19 protein-coding genes and 2 tRNA genes are annotated in these 23,602 nt (G+C 56.0%); 20 read left to right on the top strand and 1 reads right to left on the bottom strand.

All coding sequences use genetic code 11. The features are described from left to right. The first annotated feature begins 188 nt into the window (after nucleotides 1-188). The 5 genes from dnaJ to greA all read left to right on the top strand — a co-directional run bounded on the left by dnaJ (nucleotide 189) and on the right by greA (nucleotide 7,335). Nucleotides 189-1,313: a molecular chaperone DnaJ gene (gene dnaJ, locus EQV90_RS19525; RefSeq protein WP_003439584.1), complete on the top strand. Its 1,125-nt coding sequence runs from the start codon at nucleotides 189-191 to the stop codon at nucleotides 1,311-1,313. Nucleotides 1,314-1,323: 10 nt separating this feature from the next. Further along, nucleotides 1,324-2,130, top strand: coding sequence for a 4-hydroxy-tetrahydrodipicolinate reductase (dapB, locus tag EQV90_RS19520; protein ID WP_003439585.1), 807 nt, complete (start codon nucleotides 1,324-1,326; stop codon nucleotides 2,128-2,130). A gap of 259 nt (nucleotides 2,131-2,389) precedes the next feature. Next, nucleotides 2,390-3,526, top strand: a complete 1,137-nt coding sequence (gene carA / locus EQV90_RS19515) for a glutamine-hydrolyzing carbamoyl-phosphate synthase small subunit (RefSeq protein WP_240878560.1) — start codon at nucleotides 2,390-2,392, stop codon at nucleotides 3,524-3,526. Nucleotides 3,527-3,640: 114 nt separating this feature from the next. Further along, the gene (gene carB, locus EQV90_RS19510; protein WP_003439590.1) at nucleotides 3,641-6,862 is read left to right on the top strand and encodes a carbamoyl-phosphate synthase large subunit; all 3,222 of its coding nucleotides are present in this window, start codon (nucleotides 3,641-3,643) and stop codon (nucleotides 6,860-6,862) included. Beyond that, nucleotides 6,859-7,335 carry a transcription elongation factor GreA gene (gene greA, locus EQV90_RS19505; RefSeq protein WP_240878559.1) on the top strand — a complete coding sequence of 159 codons (477 nt, stop codon included), beginning with the start codon at nucleotides 6,859-6,861 and terminating at the stop codon, nucleotides 7,333-7,335. Before carB ends, greA begins: the two co-directional genes overlap by 4 nt. 305 nt (nucleotides 7,336-7,640) lie before the next feature. On the opposite strand, the gene yhbY is transcribed toward greA, so the two are convergent. After that, nucleotides 7,641-7,949 carry a ribosome assembly RNA-binding protein YhbY gene (yhbY, locus tag EQV90_RS19500; RefSeq protein ID WP_003439595.1) on the bottom strand — a complete coding sequence of 103 codons (309 nt, stop codon included), beginning with the start codon at nucleotides 7,947-7,949 and terminating at the stop codon, nucleotides 7,641-7,643. A gap of 106 nt (nucleotides 7,950-8,055) precedes the next feature. Between yhbY and rlmE the strand changes: the two genes are divergently transcribed. The 15 genes from rlmE to pnp all read left to right on the top strand — a co-directional run bounded on the left by rlmE (nucleotide 8,056) and on the right by pnp (nucleotide 23,421). Beyond that, on the top strand, nucleotides 8,056-8,706 hold the full coding sequence (gene rlmE / locus EQV90_RS19495; protein WP_003439598.1) for a 23S rRNA (uridine(2552)-2'-O)-methyltransferase RlmE: 651 nt from the start codon (nucleotides 8,056-8,058) through the stop codon (nucleotides 8,704-8,706). Between the two features lie 191 nt (nucleotides 8,707-8,897). Next, entirely contained in the window at nucleotides 8,898-10,805 is a 1,908-nt protein-coding gene (gene ftsH / locus EQV90_RS19490; RefSeq protein WP_003439601.1) for an ATP-dependent zinc metalloprotease FtsH, read from the top strand. Nucleotides 10,806-10,813: 8 nt separating this feature from the next. Then, complete coding sequence (gene folP / locus EQV90_RS19485; RefSeq protein ID WP_003439604.1) at nucleotides 10,814-11,665, top strand: dihydropteroate synthase; 852 nt, start codon at nucleotides 10,814-10,816, stop codon at nucleotides 11,663-11,665. Nucleotides 11,666-11,681: 16 nt separating this feature from the next. Continuing rightward, entirely contained in the window at nucleotides 11,682-13,019 is a 1,338-nt protein-coding gene (glmM, locus tag EQV90_RS19480) for a phosphoglucosamine mutase (protein WP_003439606.1), read from the top strand. A gap of 66 nt (nucleotides 13,020-13,085) precedes the next feature. Further along, entirely contained in the window at nucleotides 13,086-13,841 is a 756-nt protein-coding gene (gene tpiA, locus EQV90_RS19475; RefSeq protein ID WP_240878558.1) for a triose-phosphate isomerase, read from the top strand. Between the two features lie 2 nt (nucleotides 13,842-13,843). Then, the gene (gene secG / locus EQV90_RS19470; RefSeq protein WP_003439612.1) at nucleotides 13,844-14,227 is read left to right on the top strand and encodes a preprotein translocase subunit SecG; all 384 of its coding nucleotides are present in this window, start codon (nucleotides 13,844-13,846) and stop codon (nucleotides 14,225-14,227) included. Between the two features lie 29 nt (nucleotides 14,228-14,256). Continuing rightward, nucleotides 14,257-14,342, top strand: a tRNA-Leu gene (locus EQV90_RS19465). 96 nt (nucleotides 14,343-14,438) lie between these two features. Beyond that, a tRNA-Met gene (locus EQV90_RS19460) sits at nucleotides 14,439-14,515 on the top strand. A gap of 141 nt (nucleotides 14,516-14,656) precedes the next feature. Continuing rightward, on the top strand, nucleotides 14,657-15,115 hold the full coding sequence (gene rimP, locus EQV90_RS19455; protein ID WP_003439616.1) for a ribosome maturation factor RimP: 459 nt from the start codon (nucleotides 14,657-14,659) through the stop codon (nucleotides 15,113-15,115). 47 nt (nucleotides 15,116-15,162) lie between these two features. After that, on the top strand, nucleotides 15,163-16,644 hold the full coding sequence (gene nusA, locus EQV90_RS19450; RefSeq protein WP_003439619.1) for a transcription termination factor NusA: 1,482 nt from the start codon (nucleotides 15,163-15,165) through the stop codon (nucleotides 16,642-16,644). A gap of 27 nt (nucleotides 16,645-16,671) precedes the next feature. Beyond that, complete coding sequence (gene infB, locus EQV90_RS19445) at nucleotides 16,672-19,179, top strand: translation initiation factor IF-2 (protein WP_003439621.1); 2,508 nt, start codon at nucleotides 16,672-16,674, stop codon at nucleotides 19,177-19,179. A 158-nt stretch (nucleotides 19,180-19,337) separates the two neighbouring features. Further along, on the top strand, nucleotides 19,338-19,739 hold the full coding sequence (gene rbfA, locus EQV90_RS19440; RefSeq protein ID WP_003439623.1) for a 30S ribosome-binding factor RbfA: 402 nt from the start codon (nucleotides 19,338-19,340) through the stop codon (nucleotides 19,737-19,739). 3 nt (nucleotides 19,740-19,742) lie between these two features. Continuing rightward, nucleotides 19,743-20,660 carry a tRNA pseudouridine(55) synthase TruB gene (truB, locus tag EQV90_RS19435; protein ID WP_003439625.1) on the top strand — a complete coding sequence of 306 codons (918 nt, stop codon included), beginning with the start codon at nucleotides 19,743-19,745 and terminating at the stop codon, nucleotides 20,658-20,660. A gap of 162 nt (nucleotides 20,661-20,822) precedes the next feature. Continuing rightward, entirely contained in the window at nucleotides 20,823-21,092 is a 270-nt protein-coding gene (gene rpsO, locus EQV90_RS19430) for a 30S ribosomal protein S15 (protein WP_003439639.1), read from the top strand. A 223-nt stretch (nucleotides 21,093-21,315) separates the two neighbouring features. Further along, on the top strand, nucleotides 21,316-23,421 hold the full coding sequence (gene pnp, locus EQV90_RS19425; RefSeq protein WP_003439642.1) for a polyribonucleotide nucleotidyltransferase: 2,106 nt from the start codon (nucleotides 21,316-21,318) through the stop codon (nucleotides 23,419-23,421). Nucleotides 23,422-23,602 lie beyond the last annotated feature (181 nt).

Here is a 23,602-nt window from a genome sequence, read left to right as displayed (position 1 = left end):
CGGTTGGGTCCGGATCTTTTTTGTTTCCGCTTGGCTGTAACCGCTCCTGTTGGCCGATGCATTGGCTGTTAATCAGAAACCAATATCGTTGAAAAAGACGTGAGTCGGGCTTGGTCTTTACTGGGGTCCGGCGGGTTTGGTGAGGCTCGGGAGGGTTTTGCCGAACGTCCTTGAGAGTGCAAAGAATTATGGCAAAGCGCGATTATTACGAAATATTGGGTGTTGAACGTACTACCACTGAAGTGGAGTTGAAGAAGGCATATCGTCGCCTCGCAATGAAGCATCACCCGGATCGCAATCCGGATGACAAGGCTTCCGAAGAGTTGTTCAAGGAAGCCAACGAGGCTTACGAAGTTCTGTCGGACTCCAGTAAGCGTGCCGCCTATGATCAATACGGCCATGCCGGTGTTGATCCGCAAATGGGTGGTGGCGGTGCCGGTTTTGGCGGGCAGAACTTCTCCGATATTTTCGGCGATGTGTTCAGTGATTTCTTCGGCGGTGGTCGCGGTGGCTCCCGGGGCGGCGCTCAGCGGGGCAGCGATTTGCGCTACACGCTGGAGCTGGATCTGGAAGAGGCCGTACGCGGTACCACGGTCAATATTCGTGTGCCGACGCTGGTCAACTGCAAACCATGCGATGGTTCGGGTGCCAAGAAAGGTTCTTCGCCGGTTACCTGTACGACCTGTGGCGGTATTGGCCAGGTGCGCATGCAGCAGGGCTTTTTTGCTGTGCAGCAGACCTGTCCGCGTTGCCACGGTCAGGGCAAGATCATTTCTGATCCGTGCGACAGCTGCCGTGGCGAAGGCCGCGTAGAAGAATACAAAACCCTTTCCGTAAAAGTGCCTGCGGGCGTAGATACGGGCGACCGGATTCGTCTTTCGGGCGAAGGCGAGGCGGGTGTGCAGGGCGGGCCGACCGGCGATCTGTACGTGGTGATCGAGGTGCGTGAGCACGCGATCTTCCAGCGCGACGGCAAGCATCTGTTCTGTGAAGTACCGATCAACTTTGCCGATGCTTCGCTGGGTGCCGAGATTGAAGTGCCGACCCTGGATGGCCGGGTCAAGCTGAAGATTCCGGAAGGCACGCAAACCGGCAAGCAGTTCCGTCTGCGTGGCAAGGGTGTTGCTCCGGTACGTGGCGGCGGCGCTGGTGACTTGATGTGCCGTGTGGTGATCGAGACGCCGGTGAAACTGAGCCGTCGTCAGCGTGAGTTGATGGAAGAGTTCCGTTCGACACTCGAAGGCGATAGTAGTCATTCGCCGAACGCAACCGGCTGGTTCGAAGGCGTGAAGCGCTTCTTCGGCGATTTGTAAGGAGCGGGACATGCGACGTATGGCTGTGATGGGCGCTGCTGGGCGCATGGGTAAGACCTTGGTCGATGCGGTGCAGCAGCGCTCACCAGTGTGCGGGCTGACAGCGGCCATCGTGCGCCCGGGCAGCTCCCTGGTGGGGGCGGATGCCGGTGAGCTGGCCTCTATCGGGCGTATCGGTGTGCCGTTGTCGGAAAACCTGCAAGCGGTCGCGGCTGATTTCGACGTACTGATCGATTTCACCCTGCCTGAGGTAATGCTGGCCAACCTGGCCGTGTGTCGCCAGTTGGGCAAGGCCATGGTGATCGGTACTACGGGGTTGAATGCCGAACAAAAGCAGTTGCTGGTTGAAGCCGGCCAGGATATTGCGATTGTTTTTGCCTCCAACTTCAGTGTGGGCGTCAACCTGTCGTTCAAGCTGCTGGATATGGCGGCACGGGTGATGGGTGAAGATGCTGATATCGAAATCATCGAAGCTCATCACCGGCACAAGGTCGACGCGCCTTCGGGAACCGCGATGCGCATGGGTGAGGTCATTGCCAGTGCATTGGGGCGTGACCTGCAGCAGGTGGCGGTCTATGGTCGCGAAGGTCACACCGGCGCCCGCGAGCGCGAAACCATCGGTTTTGCGACAGTTCGGGGCGGTGATGTGGTGGGGGATCATACGGTTCTGTTTGCGACCGAGGGCGAGCGTCTTGAGATCACCCACAAGGCATCCAGCCGCATGACCTTCGCCAAGGGTGCCGTTCGTGCTGCGCTGTGGCTCGACGGGCGTGAGCCCGGGCTGTATGACATGCAGGATGTGCTCGACCTGCGTTGAGTTGTCTCTGTAAAATCAGGCTGTTGGCGCGCCGGCAGCCTGACTTTTAACCGCTAAGCGATGTTCTGTCGCATTCCTCTGCCTTTTAGGCTCTTTAGCGGTAGACCAAAAAAGCCTTTTTCTGTAAGCTACAGCTTTAGTGTGTCCACTAAAAGCGCGCAGATAATTCGATGAAGAAGCGGGGTGACGTGTCCATACGTCACTCCGCTTTTTTACAACCTGCGATCGCCCTTTCAGGCTTTATTTACGGGAGGTCTTCTTGACTAAGCAAGCCATACTCGCCCTCGCTGATGGCAGCATTTTTCGCGGCGAAGCCATTGGAGCCGACGGTCAGACCGTTGGAGAGGTGGTGTTTAACACCGCAATGACTGGCTACCAGGAGATCTTGACGGATCCATCCTACGCTCAGCAAATCGTTACCCTGACTTACCCGCATGTTGGCAATACCGGTACTACGCCGGAAGATGCCGAGTCTGATCGTGTCTGGTCCGCAGGTCTGGTTATTCGTGATCTGCCACTGGTTGCCAGCAACTGGCGCAACACGATGTCGCTTTCCGATTACCTGAAAGCCAACAATGTTGTCGCTATCGCAGGTATCGATACCCGTCGCCTGACCCGCATTTTGCGTGAGAAAGGTGCACAGAACGGCTGCATCATGGCCGGCGACAACATTTCTGACGAAGCTGCCATTGCTGCTGCGCGCGGCTTCCCGGGCCTGAAAGGCATGGATCTGGCGAAAGTTGTCAGCACCGAGAAGGCTTACGAGTGGCGCTCCAGTGTCTGGAACCTGGCCACCGATAGCCATCCGACAATTGAAGCGTCCGAGCTGCCTTATCACGTAGTTGCCTACGACTACGGCGTAAAGTGGAACATCCTGCGCATGCTGGTTGAGCGTGGCTGCCGCGTCACTGTTGTGCCGGCACAAACTCCGGCCAGCGACGTACTGGCTCTGAATCCGGATGGTGTGTTCCTGTCCAACGGCCCGGGTGATCCGGAGCCATGCAACTACGCAATCACGGCTATTCAGGAAGTGCTGAAAACCGAAATTCCGGTGTTCGGTATCTGCCTGGGACACCAGTTGCTGGCTCTGGCGTCCGGCGCCAAGACGGTGAAAATGGGTCACGGCCACCACGGTGCGAACCACCCGGTTCAGGATCTGGACACGGGCGTTGTGATGATCACCAGTCAGAACCACGGTTTTGCGGTTGATGAAGCGACTTTGCCGGCCAACGTGCGCGCAATCCACAAGTCGCTGTTTGACGGCACCTTGCAAGGTATCGAGCTGACCGACAAGAGCGCTTTCAGCTTCCAGGGTCACCCTGAAGCCAGCCCTGGCCCGAACGACGTAGCGCCGCTGTTCGATCGTTTCATCAATGAGATGGCCAAGCGCCGCTGATCATACCCTTGTGCTAGTACCCAGTGCCGGCCCCGGACTCCGGCGGCCCCTTGGGTGCTTCACAGGCTTGATCGACGGCTTGCCGACTGACCTGCGGATTTGAGTGACAAACCCATGCCAAAACGTACAGACATTAAAAGCATCCTGATTCTCGGCGCTGGCCCGATCGTTATCGGCCAGGCCTGTGAATTCGACTACTCCGGCGCCCAGGCTTGTAAAGCTCTGCGCGAGGAAGGCTATCGCGTCATCCTGGTGAACTCCAACCCGGCCACCATCATGACCGACCCGGACATGGCCGACGCAACGTACATCGAGCCGATCAAGTGGCAGACTGTTGCCAAGATCATCGAAAAAGAGCGTCCGGACGCTCTGTTGCCGACCATGGGCGGCCAGACTGCTCTGAACTGCGCACTGGACCTGGAGCGTGAAGGCGTTCTGGAGAAGTTCGGCGTAGAAATGATCGGCGCCAATGCCGACACCATCGACAAGGCTGAAGACCGTTCGCGTTTTGACAAGGCGATGAAGTCCATCGGTCTGGATTGCCCGCGCTCCGGTATCGCCCACAGCATGGAAGAGGCCAATGCGGTCCTCGAAAAGCTGGGCTTCCCGTGCATCATCCGTCCATCGTTCACCATGGGCGGCACCGGTGGCGGTATCGCTTACAACCGTGAAGAGTTCGAAGAAATCTGCGCTCGTGGTCTGGACCTGTCGCCGACCAAAGAGCTGCTGATCGACGAATCCCTGATCGGCTGGAAAGAGTACGAAATGGAGGTTGTCCGCGACAAAAAGGACAACTGCATCATCGTTTGCTCGATCGAAAACTTTGACCCGATGGGCGTGCACACCGGTGACTCGATCACTGTTGCTCCGGCACAGACCCTGACGGACAAGGAATACCAGATCATGCGTAACGCCTCGCTGGCGGTACTGCGTGAGATCGGCGTTGAGACCGGTGGCTCCAACGTGCAGTTCGGCATTTGCCCGGACACTGGCCGTATGGTTGTGATCGAGATGAACCCGCGTGTTTCGCGTTCTTCGGCGCTGGCTTCGAAAGCCACCGGTTTCCCGATTGCGCGTATCGCTGCCAAGCTGGCGATCGGTTACACCCTGGACGAGTTGCAGAACGAAATCACCGGTGGCGCTACTCCGGCGTCCTTCGAGCCGTCCATCGACTACGTCGTGACCAAGCTGCCGCGCTTTGCTTTCGAAAAATTCCCTAAAGCCGATGCGCGCCTGACAACTCAGATGAAGTCGGTTGGTGAAGTCATGGCCATTGGCCGGACTTTCCAGGAATCCTTGCAGAAAGCCCTTCGCGGTCTGGAAGTGGGTGTCAGCGGTCTTGATCCAAAGCTGGACCTGAGCAACCCGGAAAGCATGGCGGTGCTCAAGCGCGAGCTGACTGTGCCGGGTGCCGAGCGTATCTGGTACGTGGCTGACGCATTCCGTGCGGGCATGACCGTAGAAGACATCTTCGGCATGAACATGATTGACCCTTGGTTCCTGGTGCAGATCGAAGATCTGATCAAGGACGAAGAGAAGATCAAGACCATGGCGCTGTCTTCGATTGATCGCGATGCCATGTATCGCCTCAAGCGCAAAGGCTTCTCCGACGCACGTCTGGCTGTACTGCTGGGTGTGACCGAGAAGAACCTGCGTCGCCATCGTCACAAGCTGGAAGTGTTCCCGGTTTACAAGCGCGTTGACACCTGCGCAGCCGAGTTTGCTACCGACACGGCTTACATGTACTCGACCTATGAGGAAGAGTGCGAGGCCAACCCTTCGGATCGTGACAAGATCATGATTCTGGGTGGTGGTCCGAACCGTATCGGTCAGGGTATCGAGTTCGACTACTGCTGCGTTCACGCGGCTCTGGCGTTGCGTGCCGATGGTTACGAAACCATCATGGTCAACTGCAACCCGGAAACTGTTTCCACTGACTACGACACCTCGGATCGTCTGTACTTCGAATCCGTGACCCTGGAAGACGTGCTGGAAATCGTACGTGTCGAGAAGCCGAAGGGCGTGATCGTCCAGTACGGCGGCCAGACCCCGTTGAAACTGGCCCGTGCGCTGGAAGAAGCAGGCGTGCCGATCATTGGTACCAGCCCTGATGCTATCGACCGTGCAGAAGACCGTGAGCGCTTCCAGCAAATGGTTGAGCGTCTGAACCTGCGTCAGCCGCCAAACGCCACCGTGCGCAGCGAAGACGAAGCCATTCGTGCTGCCTCCAAAATCGGTTACCCGCTGGTGGTTCGTCCTTCCTACGTGTTGGGCGGCCGGGCGATGGAAATCGTTTACGAAGAAGACGAGCTCAAGCGTTACCTGCGCGATGCGGTGAAAGTGTCCAACGACAGCCCGGTGCTGCTGGATCACTTCCTGAACTGTGCAATCGAAATGGACGTTGATGCCGTCTGCGACGGAACTGACGTAGTGATCGGCGCGATCATGCAGCACATTGAGCAGGCAGGTGTTCACTCCGGTGACTCCGCATGCTCGCTGCCACCGTACTCGCTGCCGTTGCATATCCAGGACGAGATGCGTGAACAGGTCAAGAAAATGGCTCTGGAGTTGGGCGTTGTCGGCCTGATGAACGTGCAGCTTGCTCTGCAGGGCGAAGATATCTACGTGATCGAAGTGAACCCGCGTGCTTCGCGTACAGTTCCTTTCGTATCCAAGTGCATCGGTGTTTCCCTGGCGATGATCGCGGCGCGGGTGATGGCTGGTAAAACCCTGAAGGAAATCGGTTTCACTAAAGAAATCATTCCAAACTTCTACAGCGTGAAAGAGGCGGTCTTCCCGTTCGCCAAATTCCCTGGTGTTGACCCGATTCTCGGCCCTGAGATGAAGTCCACCGGTGAAGTGATGGGCGTGGGCGATACCTTCGGTGAAGCTTTTGCCAAGGCTCAAATGGGTGCCAGCGAAGTTCTGCCTACCGGCGGTACTGCGTTCATCAGCGTACGTGACGACGACAAGCCTTTGGTGGCGGGTGTTGCACGTGATCTGATCAGCCTGGGCTTCGAGATTGTTTCGACCGTTGGCACTGCCAAGTTCATCGAGGCGGCGGGTCTGAAAGTGCGCCGGGTGAACAAGGTGACCGAAGGTCGTCCGCACGTTGTCGATATGATCAAAAATGATGAAGTCAGCCTGATCATCAATACGACCGAAGGTCGTCAGTCGATTGCTGACTCTTACTCCATTCGCCGCAACGCTCTGCAGCACAAAATCTACTGCACCACGACTATTGCTGCTGGCGAAGCGATCTGCGAAGCGCTTAAATTCGGTCCTGAAAAAACCGTACGCAGCTTGCAGGATCTACACGCAGGATTGAAGGCATGATCAAATACCCAATGACGGTCCAGGGCCATAAAGCCCTGGAAGAAGAGCTTGCACACCTGACCAAGGTTGTTCGGCCAAAGCTGAGCAAGGAAATCGGTACGGCGCGCGAACTGGGCGACCTCAAGGAAAATGCTGAGTACCATGCCGCTCGTGAGCTGCAGGGTATGTCTGAGGCGCGTATCCGTGATATCGAGGGCCGTCTGCAGAACGCAGTGGTTATTGATGTGGCGGCGATTCCTCATACCGGCAAGGTGATTTTCGGCACGACCGTCGAGATCGCGAACGTTGAAACTGACGAGCGCGTGACTTATCAGATCGTTGGTGAGGATGAGGCTGACTTCAAACTCGGAAAAATCTCCGTAGCTTCGCCACTTGCTCGTGCCTTGATTGCCAAGGAAGAAGGTGATGTGGTTGCGGTGAAAACACCGGGCGGCGTCATTGAGTACGAGATTGTCGAAGTACGTCACATCTGAGAAAAGGCGCCCGCTTCGTGCGGGCGCACTGCTTTGGCGGCCGGCCCGGATATCCGGGTTGGCGGCTGATGCTTGTTGCACACAGAATTTTTTGGCGGTGCCGGGCTGTATGCTGTGGTGTCGCTGTTGATCAATGTATCGCGTAGTGTGGCCGATAAGCGGCGAGCACTATTTGATGCAGTCTGCTGGCGGGATGTGTTGCGATGGCTGGTTCTGGCTGCCTGATGCGTTGCGCGGGCAGTTTTTGCTATTGGCCAGGCAAGAGTGTCAGGGCGCGCAAAGCGCACCCTTGACCCTTGTCGGCATCACTTGAAACGATGGATGTTCGACAGTTGCTTGTTAACATTGACGTTCTTGCGGTAAAGAAGCGCCATTTTGCCGATAACCTGCACCAATTCCGCTTTGCCTGCCTTGCACAGTTCTGCAATGGCCTCCAGGCGGGATTCGCGATCCAGGATGTTGACTTTGATTTTAATCAACTCGTGATCGCCCAATGCGCGTTCGAGTTCGGCTAAAACACCCTCAGTCAAACCATTATCAGCCACAGTCAATACTGGTTTCAGATGGTGGCCAATGGATTTGTACTGTTTCTTCTGCTCTTGAGTGAGCGGCATAATCTGACCCCTGTGTCTGATCTTGTAAAAAGCGGCGGCCAGTTTACCCGAGGGAGTCCGGGACCGCCCAGTTAATCACGACCCGTTTATTTTTTTGAGGTGGCCCGTGGCCCGTTCCAAGACTAGCCTTAACTGGCTGAAAGAGCATTTCAACGACCCATACGTCAAAATGGCGCAAAAAGACGGGTATCGTTCGCGTGCCAGCTACAAGTTGCTGGAGATCCAGGAACGTGACCGCATTATTCGCCCGGGCATGACTGTTATTGACCTGGGGGCCGCCCCGGGTGGCTGGTCGCAGGTCACCAGCCGTCTGATCGGCGGTCAGGGGCGACTGATCGCTTCGGACATCCTGGAGATGGACAGCATTCCTGATGTGACCTTTATCCAGGGTGACTTTACCGAAGATCACGTACTTGCCCAGATTCTTGAAGCTGTCGGAAATACGCAGGTAGACCTTGTGATTTCGGATATGGCCCCCAATATGAGTGGATTGGCAGCTGTTGACATGCCTCGGGCGATGTTCTTGTGCGAATTGGCACTGGATCTTGCCGGACGTGTCTTGCGGCCCGGTGGTGATTTTTTGATCAAGGTCTTCCAGGGTGAAGGCTTCGACGAATACCACAAAGACATTCGCAAGCTGTTTGATAAGGTGCAGATGCGCAAGCCGTCTTCTTCGCGAGACAGGTCCCGTGAGCAATATTTGCTGGGCCGCGGCTTTCGTGGAATCGCCGGATCTGCCAGTGATGAGCGTCTCTGAATAGGGTGATAGGTTTTTTTGTATCGCTTTACAGATCCCACATAAAGAATATTGTGTAGTCAAAGTTTCACAAAGGGTTACAGACGGAGCCTGCAAGGGTTGTAGGCAATGTAGTAAGTTATGCCGGTGAATATCATGCGAAGCACGCTTCAGTAGCGGGGCTTGCTTCAGAGGGTAGCTAATTGAACGATATGGCAAAGAATCTGATCCTGTGGTTGATCATCGCAGCTGTCCTGGTGACAGTGATGAACAACTTCTCCAGTCCAAACGAGCCACAAACCCTCAACTATTCCGACTTCATCCAGCAAGTTAAGGATGGCAAGGTCGAACGCGTTGCCGTGGACGGCTACGTGATTACCGGCAAACGCAGCGATGGCGATTCCTTCAAAACCATCCGTCCGGCTATTCAGGACAACGGTTTGATCGGTGATCTGGTTGATAACCATGTGACCGTTGAGGGCAAGCTGCCTGAGCAGCAAAGCATCTGGACTCAATTGCTCGTTGCGAGCTTCCCGATTCTGGTGATCATCGCTGTCTTCATGTTCTTCATGCGTCAGATGCAGGGCGGTGCCGGCGGTAAAGGCGGACCGATGAGCTTTGGCAAGAGCAAGGCGCGACTGCTATCGGAAGACCAGGTCAAAACGACCCTGGCTGACGTAGCCGGTTGTGACGAAGCGAAAGAAGAAGTAGGCGAGCTGGTCGAATTCCTTCGCGATCCGGGCAAGTTCCAGCGTCTGGGCGGTCGAATTCCCCGTGGTGTGCTGATGGTTGGCCCGCCGGGTACCGGTAAAACCTTGATCGCCAAGGCGATTGCTGGCGAAGCCAAGGTGCCGTTCTTCACGATTTCCGGTTCGGACTTCGTTGAAATGTTCGTCGGTGTTGGTGCCAGCCGTGTTCGTGACATGTTCGAACAGGCGAAAAAGCACGCACCTTGCATCATCTTTATCGATGAAATCGATGCTGTCGGCCGTCACCGTGGTAACGGTATGGGCGGCGGTCATGATGAGCGTGAGCAAACCCTTAACCAGTTGCTGGTTGAGATGGACGGCTTTGAGATGAATGACGGTATCATTGTGATTGCCGCCACCAACCGTCCGGACGTGCTCGACCCTGCGCTGTTGCGTCCAGGCCGCTTTGACCGTCAGGTCGTGGTTGGCTTGCCGGACATTCGTGGCCGTGAGCAGATTCTCAAGGTGCACATGCGCAAAGTTCCGATGGGCGATGATGTCCAGCCAGGCGTGATTGCGCGTGGTACTCCGGGCTTCTCGGGTGCTGACCTGGCCAACCTGGTGAACGAAGCTTCCCTGTTTGCAGCGCGCACCGGTAAGCGTGTTGTGGAAATGAAAGAATTCGAGCTGGCTAAAGACAAGATCATGATGGGCGCAGAGCGCAAATCGATGGTCATGTCGGACAAAGAAAAGCGCAACACGGCTTATCACGAAGCGGGTCATGCCATTGTTGGTCGCGTTGTGCCTGAGCACGATCCGGTTTACAAGGTTTCGATCATTCCTCGTGGTCGCGCCCTGGGCGTCACCATGTTCCTGCCGGAAGAGGATCGTTATAGCCTGTCCAAGCGTGCTCTGATCAGCCAGATCTGCTCGCTCTATGGCGGCCGTATTGCTGAAGAGATGACCCTGGGCTTTGACGGTGTGACTACCGGTGCGTCCAACGACATCATGCGTGCGAGCCAGATTGCCCGGAACATGGTCACCAAATGGGGCCTGTCCGAGAAATTGGGCCCGCTGATGTATGCCGAAGACGAAGAGTCGTATCTGGGGCGTGGCGGTGGTCAGAGCTCGAGCGTTTCGGGCGAGACAGCCAAGCTGATCGACTCCGAAGTGCGCAGCATCATTGATCAGTGCTATGGCACTGCCAAGCAGATCCTGACCGACAATCGTGACAAGCTGGAAGCCATGGCTGATGCCTTGATGAAGTACGAAACGATCGATGCCGATCAGATCGACGACATCATGGCGGGGCGCCCGCCACGGGAGCCGCGTGACTGGGAAGGTGGTGGCTCGGGTACCCCGACTGCTCCAACCCTGGACAAGACCGAGCGCCCGGAAACACCTATCGGCGGCCCAGCTGCTGATCAATAAGGCTTGAAATGACTTTTGTTCAGCCCTCAACCCGGTTGCCTTGCGGCAACCGGGTTCTTGATTTGGCCCATCCGCACGTGATGGGCATTCTCAATGTCACCCCTGATTCCTTTTCTGATGGCGGTCGCTTCGCTGCGGTGGATGCGGCAATGCGCCATGCGCAGGCAATGGTTCTTGCGGGGGCAACCCTGATTGATGTCGGCGGTGAGTCAACTCGCCCCGGTGCTCCGGTGGTTTCGCCACAGGAAGAGCTTGATCGGGTGGCGCCTGTTGTCGAGCGCATCAGTCGTGAACTTGATGTGATCATTTCGGTCGATACCTCCGCGCCCATCGTCATGACTGAGGTTGCGCGCCTTGGCGCCGGCCTGATTAATGATGTGCGCTCATTGCGCCGCGAAGGTGCCCTGCAGGCTGCTGCAGCCACAGGTCTTCCGGTATGCCTGATGCATATGCTCGGCGAGCCCGGGGATATGCAGGACAACCCGCATTACACTGATCTGGTCGGTGAGGTGTCGGCATTTCTTGCTGAACGCATGGCGCAATGCGCCGCTGCCGGGATTGCGTCTGAGCGCATAGTGCTGGATCCGGGATTTGGTTTCGCCAAGACGTTGCAGCACAACCTGAGTTTGTTTAAGCATATGGAGGCCCTGCATGCACTGGGTCGACCATTGCTGGTAGGTGTTTCGCGTAAAAGCATGATTGGGCAGGCGCTGAATCGGCCGGTTACAGAGCGACTGTATGGCAGTTTGGCTCTGGCAGCGCTGGCCGTGACCAAGGGTGCGCGAATATTGCGTGTCCATGACGTTGCCGAAACAGTTGATGTGGTACGGATGATCGCAGCGGTAGAGTCCGCCGACTAAGAATGATGGAGCACTTATGACGAAGAAATATTTTGGCACCGACGGTATTCGTGGTCGGGTCGGCGTTTATCCAATTACCCCTGACTTCATGCTCAAGCTGGGTTGGGCGGCGGGTATGGCGTTCCGCAGCAAGGGTGCATGTCGCATCCTGGTAGGCAAGGACACGCGCATTTCCGGTTATATGTTCGAGTCCGCGCTAGAGGCCGGTCTGTCTGCGGCCGGTGCCGATGTGATGCTGTTGGGGCCAATGCCTACTCCGGCCATTGCTTATCTGACGCGCACCTTCCATGCGGAAGCGGGCATTGTGATCAGTGCTTCGCACAATCCCCACGACGATAACGGTATCAAGTTCTTCTCGGGGGATGGCACCAAGTTGCCTGATGACGTCGAGTTGATGATTGAGGAGTTGCTGGACACTCCGATGACCGTCGTTGACTCCGACAAGCTGGGTAAGGTGTCGCGTATCAATGATGCGCCGGGTCGCTATATCGAATTCTGCAAGAGCAGTGTGCCGAGCAGTACCAACTTCAGCGATCTGAAGATCGTTATTGATTGCGCCCATGGTGCGACCTACAAGGTTGCGCCAAGTGTTTTCAAGGAACTGGGTGCACAAGTCACTGTGTTGTCGGCTCAGCCTAATGGTTTGAACATCAACCATGATTGCGGCTCGACCCATATGGGGCAGTTGCAGGCTGCAGTCCTGGCTGAGGGCGCGGACCTGGGTATCGCGTTTGATGGCGACGGTGACCGGGTGCTGATGGTTGATCACACGGGCGCGATTGTTGATGGTGATGAGTTGCTGTTCATCATTGCCCGCGACTTGCATGAGCGTGGCAAATTGCAAGGTGGTGTCGTCGGCACGCTGATGAGTAATCTCGGGCTTGAGTTGGCGCTGGATGACCTGGGCATTCCCTTCGTTCGGGCCAATGTCGGGGATCGCTATGTGATTGCAGGCCTGCAAGAGCGCGACTGGCAGGTGGGCGGTGAGAACTCGGGGCATATCGTGTGCTTCCAGCATACGACCACCGGTGATGCGATTATCGCTGCCCTGCAGGTGCTGCTGGCGTTGCGTCGCCGTGGCGACAGTCTGGCTCAGGCGCGTCAGGCGTTGCGTAAATGTCCGCAGGTGCTGGTAAATGTGCGGTTTGGTGGTGGTGTTGACCCGGTCGAGCACCCGGCCGTCAAAGAGGCCTGCGCACGAGTCACTGAAGCCATGAAAGGGCGTGGGCGTGTATTACTGCGCAAGTCGGGTACCGAGCCTCTGGTGCGCGTAATGGTCGAAGGTGACGATGAAAATATGGTTCGCGGCTATGCCGATGAGCTGGCAAAACTAGTAAGTGAAGTTTGTGCCTGAATTCGACTTGCCAGCGCGGATGTGGTTGGGTAACATCTGCGCCCACTTTGACCGACGAGGTAAAGCATGCGTCGCATGATGGTAGCTGGTAACTGGAAGATGCACGGTACCTGCGCCAGCGTCGCTGAGCTGATCGTTGGTCTGCGTGATCTGTCCTTGCCTGGCAGTGTTGATGTTGCAGTATTCCCGCCTGACCTGTTCATTGATCGTGTGATCAAAGGCTTACAAGGCGCGCCAATTTCGGTTGGTGCTCAGAATGCTGCGGTTGAAGCAAAGCAGGGAGCTCTGACCGGGGAGATTTCTTCGAGTCAGTTGCAGGATGCAGGTTGCGCATTGGTGCTTGTAGGTCACTCTGAGCGTCGCCTGATTCTGGGTGAGTCGGATGAGACCCTCAATCGCAAGTTTGCAGCAGTTCAGGCTTCTGGTCTGACGCCGGTGTTGTGTATAGGGGAAACCCTGGGGCAGCGCGAAGCCGGGCAAACCCTTGAAGTGGTAGGGCGTCAACTGGATGTCGTGATTGACGCATTTGGTATTGAGGCTTTTGTAAATGCAGTGATTGCATATGAGCCGGTCTGGGCCATTGGTACCGGGCTGACTGCATCACCGCAGCAAGCGCAAGATGTGCATGCGGCCATTCGCGCACAGTTGGCGCAAAAGAATTCTGAAGTCGCGCAAGGTGTGCGGCTTCTATACGGCGGCAGCGTGAAGGCGGCCAATGCGGTCGAACTGTTCAGCATGCCGGATATCGATGGGGGACTCATTGGCGGGGCTTCCCTGAATGCAGATGAGTTCGGTGCGATTATTCGTGCCGCAGGAAACTGAAAATGCTGGATAACGTCGTAACTGTTTTTCATCTGCTGACAGCTTTGGGTGTAATTGCCCTGGTTTTGCTGCAACAGGGTAAGGGAGCGGATGCTGGAGCTTCTTTTGGCGCAGGTGCATCAAATACTGTGTTCGGAAGCCAAGGTTCCTCTACCTTTCTTAGTAAGTTTACTGCTATACTTGCCGCAGGTTTTTTCATAACCAGCTTGGGGTTAGGTTACTTTGCTAAAGAGAAAGCTGAACAGCTGACTCAAGTAGGTTTGCCAAATCCAGCGGTTTTGGAAGTTCCAGTGCAAAAGCCGGCTTCAGATGATGTTCCGGTGCTTCAAGAGCAAAAGTCGGCAACTCCTGCGACTGACGTACCTCCAGCTCAAGAGCAAAAGTAAAACGGGTTTCATGATGTAACTGTAGTATTGCCGAGGTGGTGGAATTGGTAGACACGCAACCTTGAGGTGGTTGTGCCCATAGGGTGTAGGGGTTCGAGTCCCCTTCTCGGTACCAATTATCAAGAATGCCCGCAGTAGCGGGCTTTCTTGTATGTGGAAGGTTGGATTGACCCTGAAAAGGATCAACCGTATACTTCCGCTCCAGCTTTGTCGCGGGATGGAGCAGTCTGGTAGCTCGTCGGGCTCATAACCCGAAGGTCGTCGGTTCAAATCCGGCTCCCGCAACCAGTTTTAGCGGAGCCCCTTATTAGGGGCTTTTTGTTAACTGGACACTTTATAGCGTCGGTATTCAACGACGTTTCAGAGATGGGCGCTTCGCCCATTTTTTCATTTTGCACAGCATGCACAAACATGCACTAGGGGGTTCAAGTGTCGAGCAAGCTAGAAGAGTTGCAGGCCTTGCTGGCCCCGGTGATCGTGGCCCTTGGCTATGAATGCTGGGGTATTGAATTTTCGGCTCAAGGCCGCCATTCAATGTTGCGTGTGTATATCGACAAGGAAGGCGGCGTATTGGTGGATGACTGTGCAATTGTCAGTCGTCAGATCAGCGGTGTTCTGGATGTCGAAGATCCTATCGCTGTTGAATACACCCTTGAAGTCTCTTCTCCTGGCATGGAACGCCCGCTGTTCACTCTTGAACAGTTCGCGAAATATGTCGGTGAGCAAGTGAAGATCAAGCTGCGCTCGCCTTTTGAAGGGCGACGTAACTTTCAGGGCCTTCTGCGCGGCGTAGAGGAGCAGGATATCGTGGTGCAAGTTGAAGACCATGAATTCCTGTTGCCGATCGATATGATCGACAAGGCCAACATTATTCCCAGTTTTGACTGAGACGCGGATCCCGCGGATCCAATGGCTTGCGAAAGGCGAGGCGTACGATGAGCAAAGAAGTACTGCTGGTTGTTGAGTCGGTGTCCAATGAAAAGGGCGTACCGGCAAACGTTATTTTTGAAGCGCTGGAGCTGGCTCTGGCCACCGCTACTAAAAAGCGTTTTGAAGACGAAGTCGATCTGCGTGTGGAAATCAATCGCCACACCGGTAATTATGAGACTTTCCGTCGCTGGACTGTGGTCGAAGACGAAGATCTGGATGATCCAGCAATCGAGTTGGCGGTAGACCAGGCCCAGGCGAAACAGCCAGGCGCTGTAGCCGGCGATATTATCGAAGAAAAAATCGATTCTATCGAATTCGGTCGGATTGCTGCACAGACTGCCAAACAGGTAATCGTGCAGAAAGTCCGCGAAGCCGAGCGTGCTCAAGTAGTCGATGCCTATCGTGAGCGTCTGGGCGAAATTATTTCGGGTACCGTTAAAAAGGTGACACGTGACAATGTGATCGTCGACCTGGGTAACAACGCAGAAGCGTTGCTGGCTCGTGAAGACATCATCTCGCGTGAAACTTTCCGTGTTGGCGTACGCCTTCGCGCACTGCTGAAAGAAATTCGTACCGAGAACCGCGGTCCTCAACTGATCCTGTCGCGTACCGCGCCGGAGATGTTGATCGAGCTGTTCCGTATTGAAGTTCCAGAAATCTCCGAAGGCCTGATCGAAGTGATGGCGGCCTCCCGCGATCCTGGATCTCGCGCTAAAATAGCCGTTCGCTCCAAAGACAAACGCATTGATCCGCAAGGTGCCTGCATTGGTATGCGCGGTTCGCGCGTCCAGGCAGTGTCCGGCGAATTGGGCGGAGAGCGAGTGGATATCGTCCTTTGGGATGACAACCCGGCGCAGTTCGTGATCAACGCAATGTCGCCAGCAGAAGTAGCGGCGATTATCGTCGACGAAGATGCCCATGCCATGGACATCGCCGTTGGCGCAGACAATCTGGCCCAGGCGATTGGTCGCGGCGGTCAGAACGTACGTTTGGCCAGCCAGTTGACCGGCTGGACCCTGAACGTGATGACCGAATCGGACATCCAGGCTAAGCAGCAAGCAGAAACCGGCGACATCCTGCGCAACTTCATCGAAGAGCTTGAAGTTGATGAAGACCTGGCGCAGGTACTGGTAGATGAAGGCTTTACTAGCCTGGAAGAGATTGCCTACGTACCGGTGGAGGAAATGCTCAACATCGATGGCTTTGACGAAGATACCGTCAACGAGCTTCGCGCTCGAGCCAAGGATCGTTTGTTGACTAAAGCCATCGCTACTGAGGAAAAGCTGGCAGACGCCCATCCGGCCGAAGACCTGCTCTCGCTTGAGGGTATGGACAAGGATTTGGCGATGGAACTGGCGGTGCGCGGCGTAATTACCCGCGAAGACCTGGCCGAGCAGTCTATTGACGACCTGCTCGACATCGACGGCATTGACTCTGATCGTGCCGGCAAGTTGATCATGGCCGCCCGAGCCCATTGGTTCGAGTAATTAGGCGCGGCCTGAGGAGAGAAATGCATGACGCAAGTCACGGTGAAACAACTGGCCGATGAGGTCAAAACACCGGTTGAGCGCCTGTTGCAGCAGATGCGTGAGGCAGGTCTGCCGCACAACGCCGCCGAGCAGAATGTGACCGACAGTGAGAAGCAGGCTCTGCTGACTCACCTGAAAAGCAGCCACAAGGCTAAAGTGGAAGAACCGCGCAAGATCACTTTGCAGCGTAAAACCACCAGTACCCTGCGTGTAGCTGGCAGCAAAAGCATTAGTGTTGAAGTACGCAAGAAGAAAGTTTTCGTACAACGCAGCCCGGAAGAAATCGAAGCCGAGCGCAAGCGTGAGATGGATGAGCGTCGTGCAGTAGAAAATGCCGCACGTCAGAAGGCTGAAGAAGAATCCAAGCGTCGCGCCGAAGAAGACGCGCGCCGTCAGCCTGCATCTACCTCTGCTCCTGCAGCAGCTCCGGCTGTCGCTGCTCCTGCACCTGTGCAGGCTGCACCGGCTGCAGCACCTGCGCCAGCCGCTGATGCACGTAAACGTGACGAACAGCGTCGCCCGGACAAACCACGCGCAGACGATAACAATCGTCGCGGTAGTGGTGACGGCGATCGCAAGAACGCACCGCATCGCGCATCGGTTAAAGAAAAAGCACCGACTCCACGTGTTGCTCCGCGCTCTTCCGATGAAGAAAGCGATAGCTTCCGTCGCGGTGGTCGTGGCAAGGGCAAGCTGAAGAAGCGTAACGCTCACGGTTTCCAGAGCCCAACCGGCCCTGTAGTTCGTGACGTTCAGATTGGCGAGACCATCACTGTCGGCGATTTGGCTGCACAGATGTCGGTCAAGGCTGCTGAAGTCATCAAGTTCATGTTCAAGCTGGGTACTCCGGCAACCATCAACCAGGTACTTGATCAGGAAACTGCTCAACTGGTTGCTGAAGAACTGGGCCACAAAGTGACTCTGGTAAGCGACAACGCCCTGGAAGATTCCCTGGCCGAGTCCCTGAAGTTCGAAGGCGAGTCGTTCTCCCGTGCTCCGGTTGTGACCGTAATGGGTCACGTTGACCACGGTAAAACGTCCCTGCTCGACTACATCCGTCGTGCCAAGGTAGCTGCTGGCGAAGCCGGTGGTATTACTCAGCACATCGGTGCATACCACGTTGAAACCGAACGCGGCATGGTCACGTTCCTCGATACCCCGGGTCACGCTGCGTTTACCGCAATGCGTGCTCGTGGTGCCAAGGCGACTGACATCGTGATTCTGGTTGTTGCTGCAGATGACGGCGTAATGCCGCAGACCATCGAAGCTGTTCAGCATGCGAAAGCTGCTGGCGTGCCGCTGGTTGTTGCAGTGAACAAAATCGACAAGCCGGGCGCTGATCTCGATCGCATCCGCAGCGAGTTGTCCGTTCACGGCGTAACGTCGGAAGAATGGGGTGGCGACACTCCGTTTGTTTCGGTTTCGGCGAAAATGGGTACCGGCGTTGACGACTTGCTCGAAGCCGTATTGCTGCAAGCTGAAGTCCTGGAACTCAAGGCAACTCCATCGGCTCCTGGCCGTGGCGTAGTAGTTGAGTCCCGTCTGGACAAAGGCCGCGGTCCGGTTGCGACTGTTCTGGTTCAAGACGGTACCCTGCGCCAAGGCGACATGGTTCTGGTCGGTTCCAACTACGGCCGCATCCGCGCCATGCTCGACGAGAACGGCAAATCCATCAAGGAAGCCGGTCCATCCATCCCTGTCGAGATTCTCGGCCTGGACGGTACGCCAGATGCTGGCGACGAGATGAGCGTAATGACTGACGAGAAGAAGGCGCGTGAAGTTGCCCTGTTCCGTCAAGGCAAGTTCCGCGAAGTGAAACTGGCTCGTGCTCACGCAGGCAAGCTGGAAAACATCTTCGAGAACATGGGCCAGGAAGAGAAGAAGACGCTTAACATCGTCCTCAAATCTGACGTCCGTGGTTCGTTGGAAGCTCTGCAGGGCGCTCTGAGCGGCCTGGGTAACGACGAAGTGCAAGTGCGCGTAGTGGGCGGCGGTGTCGGTGGTATCACCGAGAGCGACGCTAACCTGGCACTGGCATCCAACGCTGTACTGTTCGGCTTTAACGTTCGTGCTGATGCTGGCGCGCGCAAGATTGTCGAGCAAGAAGGCCTGGACATGCGTTACTACAACGTCATCTACGACATCATCGAAGACGTCAAGAAAGCCCTTACCGGCATGCTTGGCAGCGACGTTCGCGAGAACATCCTGGGTATCGCTGAAGTGCGTGACGTATTCCGTTCGCCTAAGTTCGGTGCTATCGCAGGTTGTATGGTGCTGGAAGGTGTTGTTCACCGTAACCGTCCAATCCGCGTACTGCGTGATGACATCGTTATCTTCGAAGGCGAGCTGGAATCCCTGCGCCGCTTCAAGGATGACGCTGCCGAAGTACGTGCCGGCATGGAATGCGGTATCGGCGTCAAGAGCTACAACGACGTTAAAGTCGGTGACAAGATCGAAGTGTTCGAGAAGGTCCAGGTTGCTCGCAGCCTCTAAATCGCGAGCCTCAAGAGCGAGGACGAGCCAGGGCATGCAAATGCCTTGTGCCCGGCCTGGACTCTAAACGCAACGCCCGGTCCGGCTTCTGTCTGGCCGGGCGTTTGCCGCTTTCAGACCGCATGGGTTTCCCATGGGTGAGTAACAGGTAACAAGACATGGCAAAAGAATATAGCCGTACCCAACGAATTGGCGATCAGATGCAGCGCGAGCTGGCACAGCTGATCCGTCGTGAAGTCAAAGATCCACGCGTGGGTCTGGTTACAATTACCGCTGTTGAAGTCAGCCGTGACGTCGGTCACGCCAAGATCTTCATCACCGTGATGGGCCAGGACAACGCTGAAGACATCGCCCAGACCGTCAAGGTGCTGAACTCGGCAGCGGGTTTCCTGCGCATGCAACTGGCGCGTGAAATGAAACTGCGCAGCGTTCCGCAACTGCACTTCCACTACGATGAAAGTGTCGTGCGTGGTGCGCACCTGTCCGCCTTGATTGAGCGTGCAGTGGCTGAAGACAATCAGCATCCTGAAGGCACCGCTCCCGAAGACACCAAGGAGTAACCGGTGGCTCAGGTCAAGCGTATCCGTCGTAACGTCAGCGGTATCATCCTGCTCGACAAGCCGCTTGGATTCACCTCCAACGCGGCCCTGCAGAAAGTCCGCTGGCTGCTCAATGCCGAGAAGGCAGGGCACACCGGTAGCCTCGATCCATTGGCCAGTGGCGTATTGCCGCTGTGCTTTGGCGAAGCCACCAAGTTTTCGCAATACCTGCTCGATTCCGACAAGGGTTATGAAACCCTGATGCAATTGGGCAAGACCACGACCACAGCGGATGCCGAAGGCGATGTTTTGCTGACGCGTCCGGTGACCGTTGGTCGCGCCGATATTGAAGCTGTTTTACCCAAATTCCGTGGGCAAATCAGTCAGATACCGCCGATGTACTCTGCACTCAAGCGTGACGGCCAGCCGCTTTACAAGTTGGCTCGTGCAGGCGAAGTGGTGGAGCGCGAACCGCGTTCTGTTACTATTACCCGCCTCGAATTACTGGCCAGCGAAGGCGACACTGCGCGCTTGTCCGTCGACTGCACCAAAGGCACCTATATCCGTACCCTGGTGGAAGATATTGGTGAGCAACTGGGTTGCGGTGCATACGTTGCAGAGCTGCGTCGTACACACGCCGGACCTTTCAGCCTGGCCCAAACGGTCACTCTGGAAGAGTTGGAAGCTGTGCATGCCGAAGGCGGAAACGAAGCGGTTGACCGCTTCCTGATGCCATCGGACAGCGGTTTGCTGGACTGGCCTTTGCTGCACTTCTCGGAACACAGCGCATTCTATTGGCTTAATGGCCAACCGGTACGCGCTCCGGATGCTCCGAAGTTCGGCATGGTGCGGGTACAAGATCACAACGGTCGCTTTATCGGTATCGGTGAAGTGAGCGAAGACGGGCGCATCGCGCCGCGTCGACTGATTCGGTCAGAATGACCGGAACAGGCTGGCTCGAGATGTAATACTCTTTGGCCAGACTGGAACGAGGGTGGCTGTTATTAGGCACGGTCACTCCTCACTTATAAATACGAGGATTTGTCCTCGGCCTATTGGATCTGTCTTGTTCGCAAGCAGAACCCTAATGAAAGGAAATGCCCCATGGCACTGACAATCGAACATAAAGCAGAAATCGTAGCTGACTACCAGCAAGCTCCAGGTGATACAGGTTCTCCAGAAGTGCAGGTTGCACTGCTGACCTTTAACATCAACACGCTGCAAGGTCACTTCAAAGAAAACAAAAAAGACCACCACTCCCGTCGTGGTCTGATCCGCATGGTAAACCAGCGTCGCAAGCTGCTGGACTACCTCAAAGGCAAGAACGTTGAGCGTTACAAAACGCTGATCGCTCGCCTGGGTCTGCGTCGCTAATAGCGATGTTGCTAGAGGCTGGTCGTTTGTCGTGTATCTGCGGGTTTCCCGCAGGTGTACGGCAGGCTTCCAGCCTCAAGTTTTATCTGGGCCAGCCGGATTCTTACGAAAGCTCACTGTGCCGTCCGCTTTCGTAAGCATCTGAGTCGGGTCAATACCCGACATTGCGTCAGTATTTCGCAAGAAACCCGTTCCCCAAGAGCCACAAAGAAGGTAGGACACCGTGAACCCGGTTATCAAAAAATTCCAGTTCGGTCAGTCGACCGTCACCCTCGAGACTGGCCGTATCGCCCGTCAGGCCTCCGGCGCAGTATTGGTCACCGTTGACGACGACGTCAGCGTGTTGGTGACTGTTGTCGGCTCCAAGCAAGCTGATCCAGGCAAGGGCTTCTTCCCTCTGTCTGTTCACTACCAAGAAAAAACCTACGCCGCGGGTAAAATCCCGGGCGGTTTCTTCAAGCGTGAAGGTCGCCCTTCCGAGAAAGAAACCCTGACTTCGCGTCTGATCGACCGTCCGATCCGTCCGCTGTTCCCAGAAGGCTTCATGAACGAAGTGCAGGTTGTCTGCACCGTTCTGTCCACCAGCAAGAAAACCGATCCGGACGTCGCTGCGATGATCGGTACCTCGGCTGCTCTGGCAATCTCCGGTATTCCTTTTGATGGTCCGATCGGCGCCGCCCGCGTTGCTTACCACGAAAGCACTGGCTACCTGCTGAACCCGACTTACGAGCAACTGGCCGCTTCCAGCCTGGACATGGTTGTTGCCGGTACTTCGGAAGCTGTATTGATGGTTGAATCGGAAGCCAAAGAGCTGACCGAAGACCAGATGCTGGGCGCGGTACTGTTCGCCCACGACGAATTCCAGGTAGTGATCCAGGCTGTTAAAGAGCTGGCTGCCGAAGCTGCCAAACCGACTTGGGACTGGGCTCCTGCTCCAGAAGCCACCGCTCTGCTGGCCGCTATCCGCGCCGAGTTCGGCGAAGCGATCTCCCAGGCTTACACCCTGACCGTCAAGCACGAGCGTTATGCACGTCTGGGCGAACTGAAAGACCAGGTTGTTGCCAAGCTGTCCGGTGAAGAAGGCCAGCCGACTTCTGCTGAAGTCAAAGCTGCATTCGGCGAAATCGAATACCGCACCGTTCGCGAAAACATCGTTAACGGCAAGCCGCGTATCGATGGCCGTGACACCAAAACCGTTCGCCCTTTGAACATCGAAGTTGGCGTTCTGCCAAAGACCCACGGTTCGGCTCTGTTCACCCGTGGTGAAACTCAGGCTCTGGTCGTTGCAACTCTGGGTACTGCCCGTGATGCACAACTGCTGGACACCCTGGAAGGCGAGAAGAAAGACCCGTTCATGCTGCACTACAACTTCCCGCCGTTCTCGGTAGGTGAGTGTGGTCGCATGGGTGGCGCCGGTCGTCGCGAAATCGGTCACGGCCGTCTGGCCCGTCGTTCGGTTCAGGCCATGCTGCCTGCTGCTGACGTATTCCCGTACACCATCCGTGTTGTATCGGAAATCACCGAGTCCAACGGTTCCAGCTCCATGGCTTCGGTCTGCGGCGCTTCCCTGGCACTGATGGACGCTGGTGTGCCGATGAAAGCACCGGTTGCCGGTATCGCCATGGGTCTGGTTAAAGAAGGCGAGAAATTCGCAGTTCTGACCGACATCCTGGGTGACGAAGATCACCTCGGCGACATGGACTTCAAAGTAGCAGGTACCGCTAAAGGTGTTACCGCGCTGCAGATGGACATCAAGATCAAAGGCATCACCGAAGAAATCATGGAGATCGCACTGGGCCAGGCCCTGGACGCTCGCCTGAACATCTTGGGTCAGATGAACCAGATCATTGCCGTATCTCGCAACGAATTGTCGGCCAACGCTCCGACCATGATTGCGATGAAGATCGACACCGACAAAATCCGTGATGTCATCGGTAAAGGCGGCGCGACCATCCGTGCAATCTGCGAAGAAACCAAGGCTTCGATCGATATCGAAGACGACGGTTCGATCAAGATCTTCGGCGAAACCAAGGAAGCAGCAGAAGCGGCGCGTCAGCGCGTTCTGGGCATCACCGCAGAAGCCGAAATCGGCAAGATCTACACCGGCAAGGTTGAGCGCATCGTCGACTTCGGGGCATTCGTAAACATCCTGCCAGGCAAAGACGGCCTGGTGCACATCTCCATGCTGAGCGATGCTCGTGTCGAGAAAGTGACTGACATTCTGAAAGAAGGTCAGGAAGTGGAAGTACTGGTACTGGACGTGGACAACCGCGGCCGTATCAAGCTCTCCATCAAGGACGTAGCAGCTGCCAAGGCTTCGGAAGCTTAATAGCCCCCGAAACCGGCGTTGAAAAAAGGATCCTTCGGGATCCTTTTTTTATGCCTGTGTCCCGTCCTGAATAAGGTTTACACCTTCTGATCTATTTTCAGGAGGGCGTAATGGAGACAAGTAAAAGGCGTAGTCAGCGAGACTACACGCTGACCTTTAAATTGTCGGTCGTCGACCAAGT

Origin of the sequence: Pseudomonas sp. TMW22089 (assembly GCF_022496645.1) — a bacterium.
Lineage (GTDB): Bacteria > Pseudomonadota > Gammaproteobacteria > Pseudomonadales > Pseudomonadaceae > Aquipseudomonas > Aquipseudomonas paraversuta.
The sequence above is the reverse complement of the archived record's forward strand: the minus strand, read 5'-3'. Positions and strand labels throughout refer to the sequence as shown.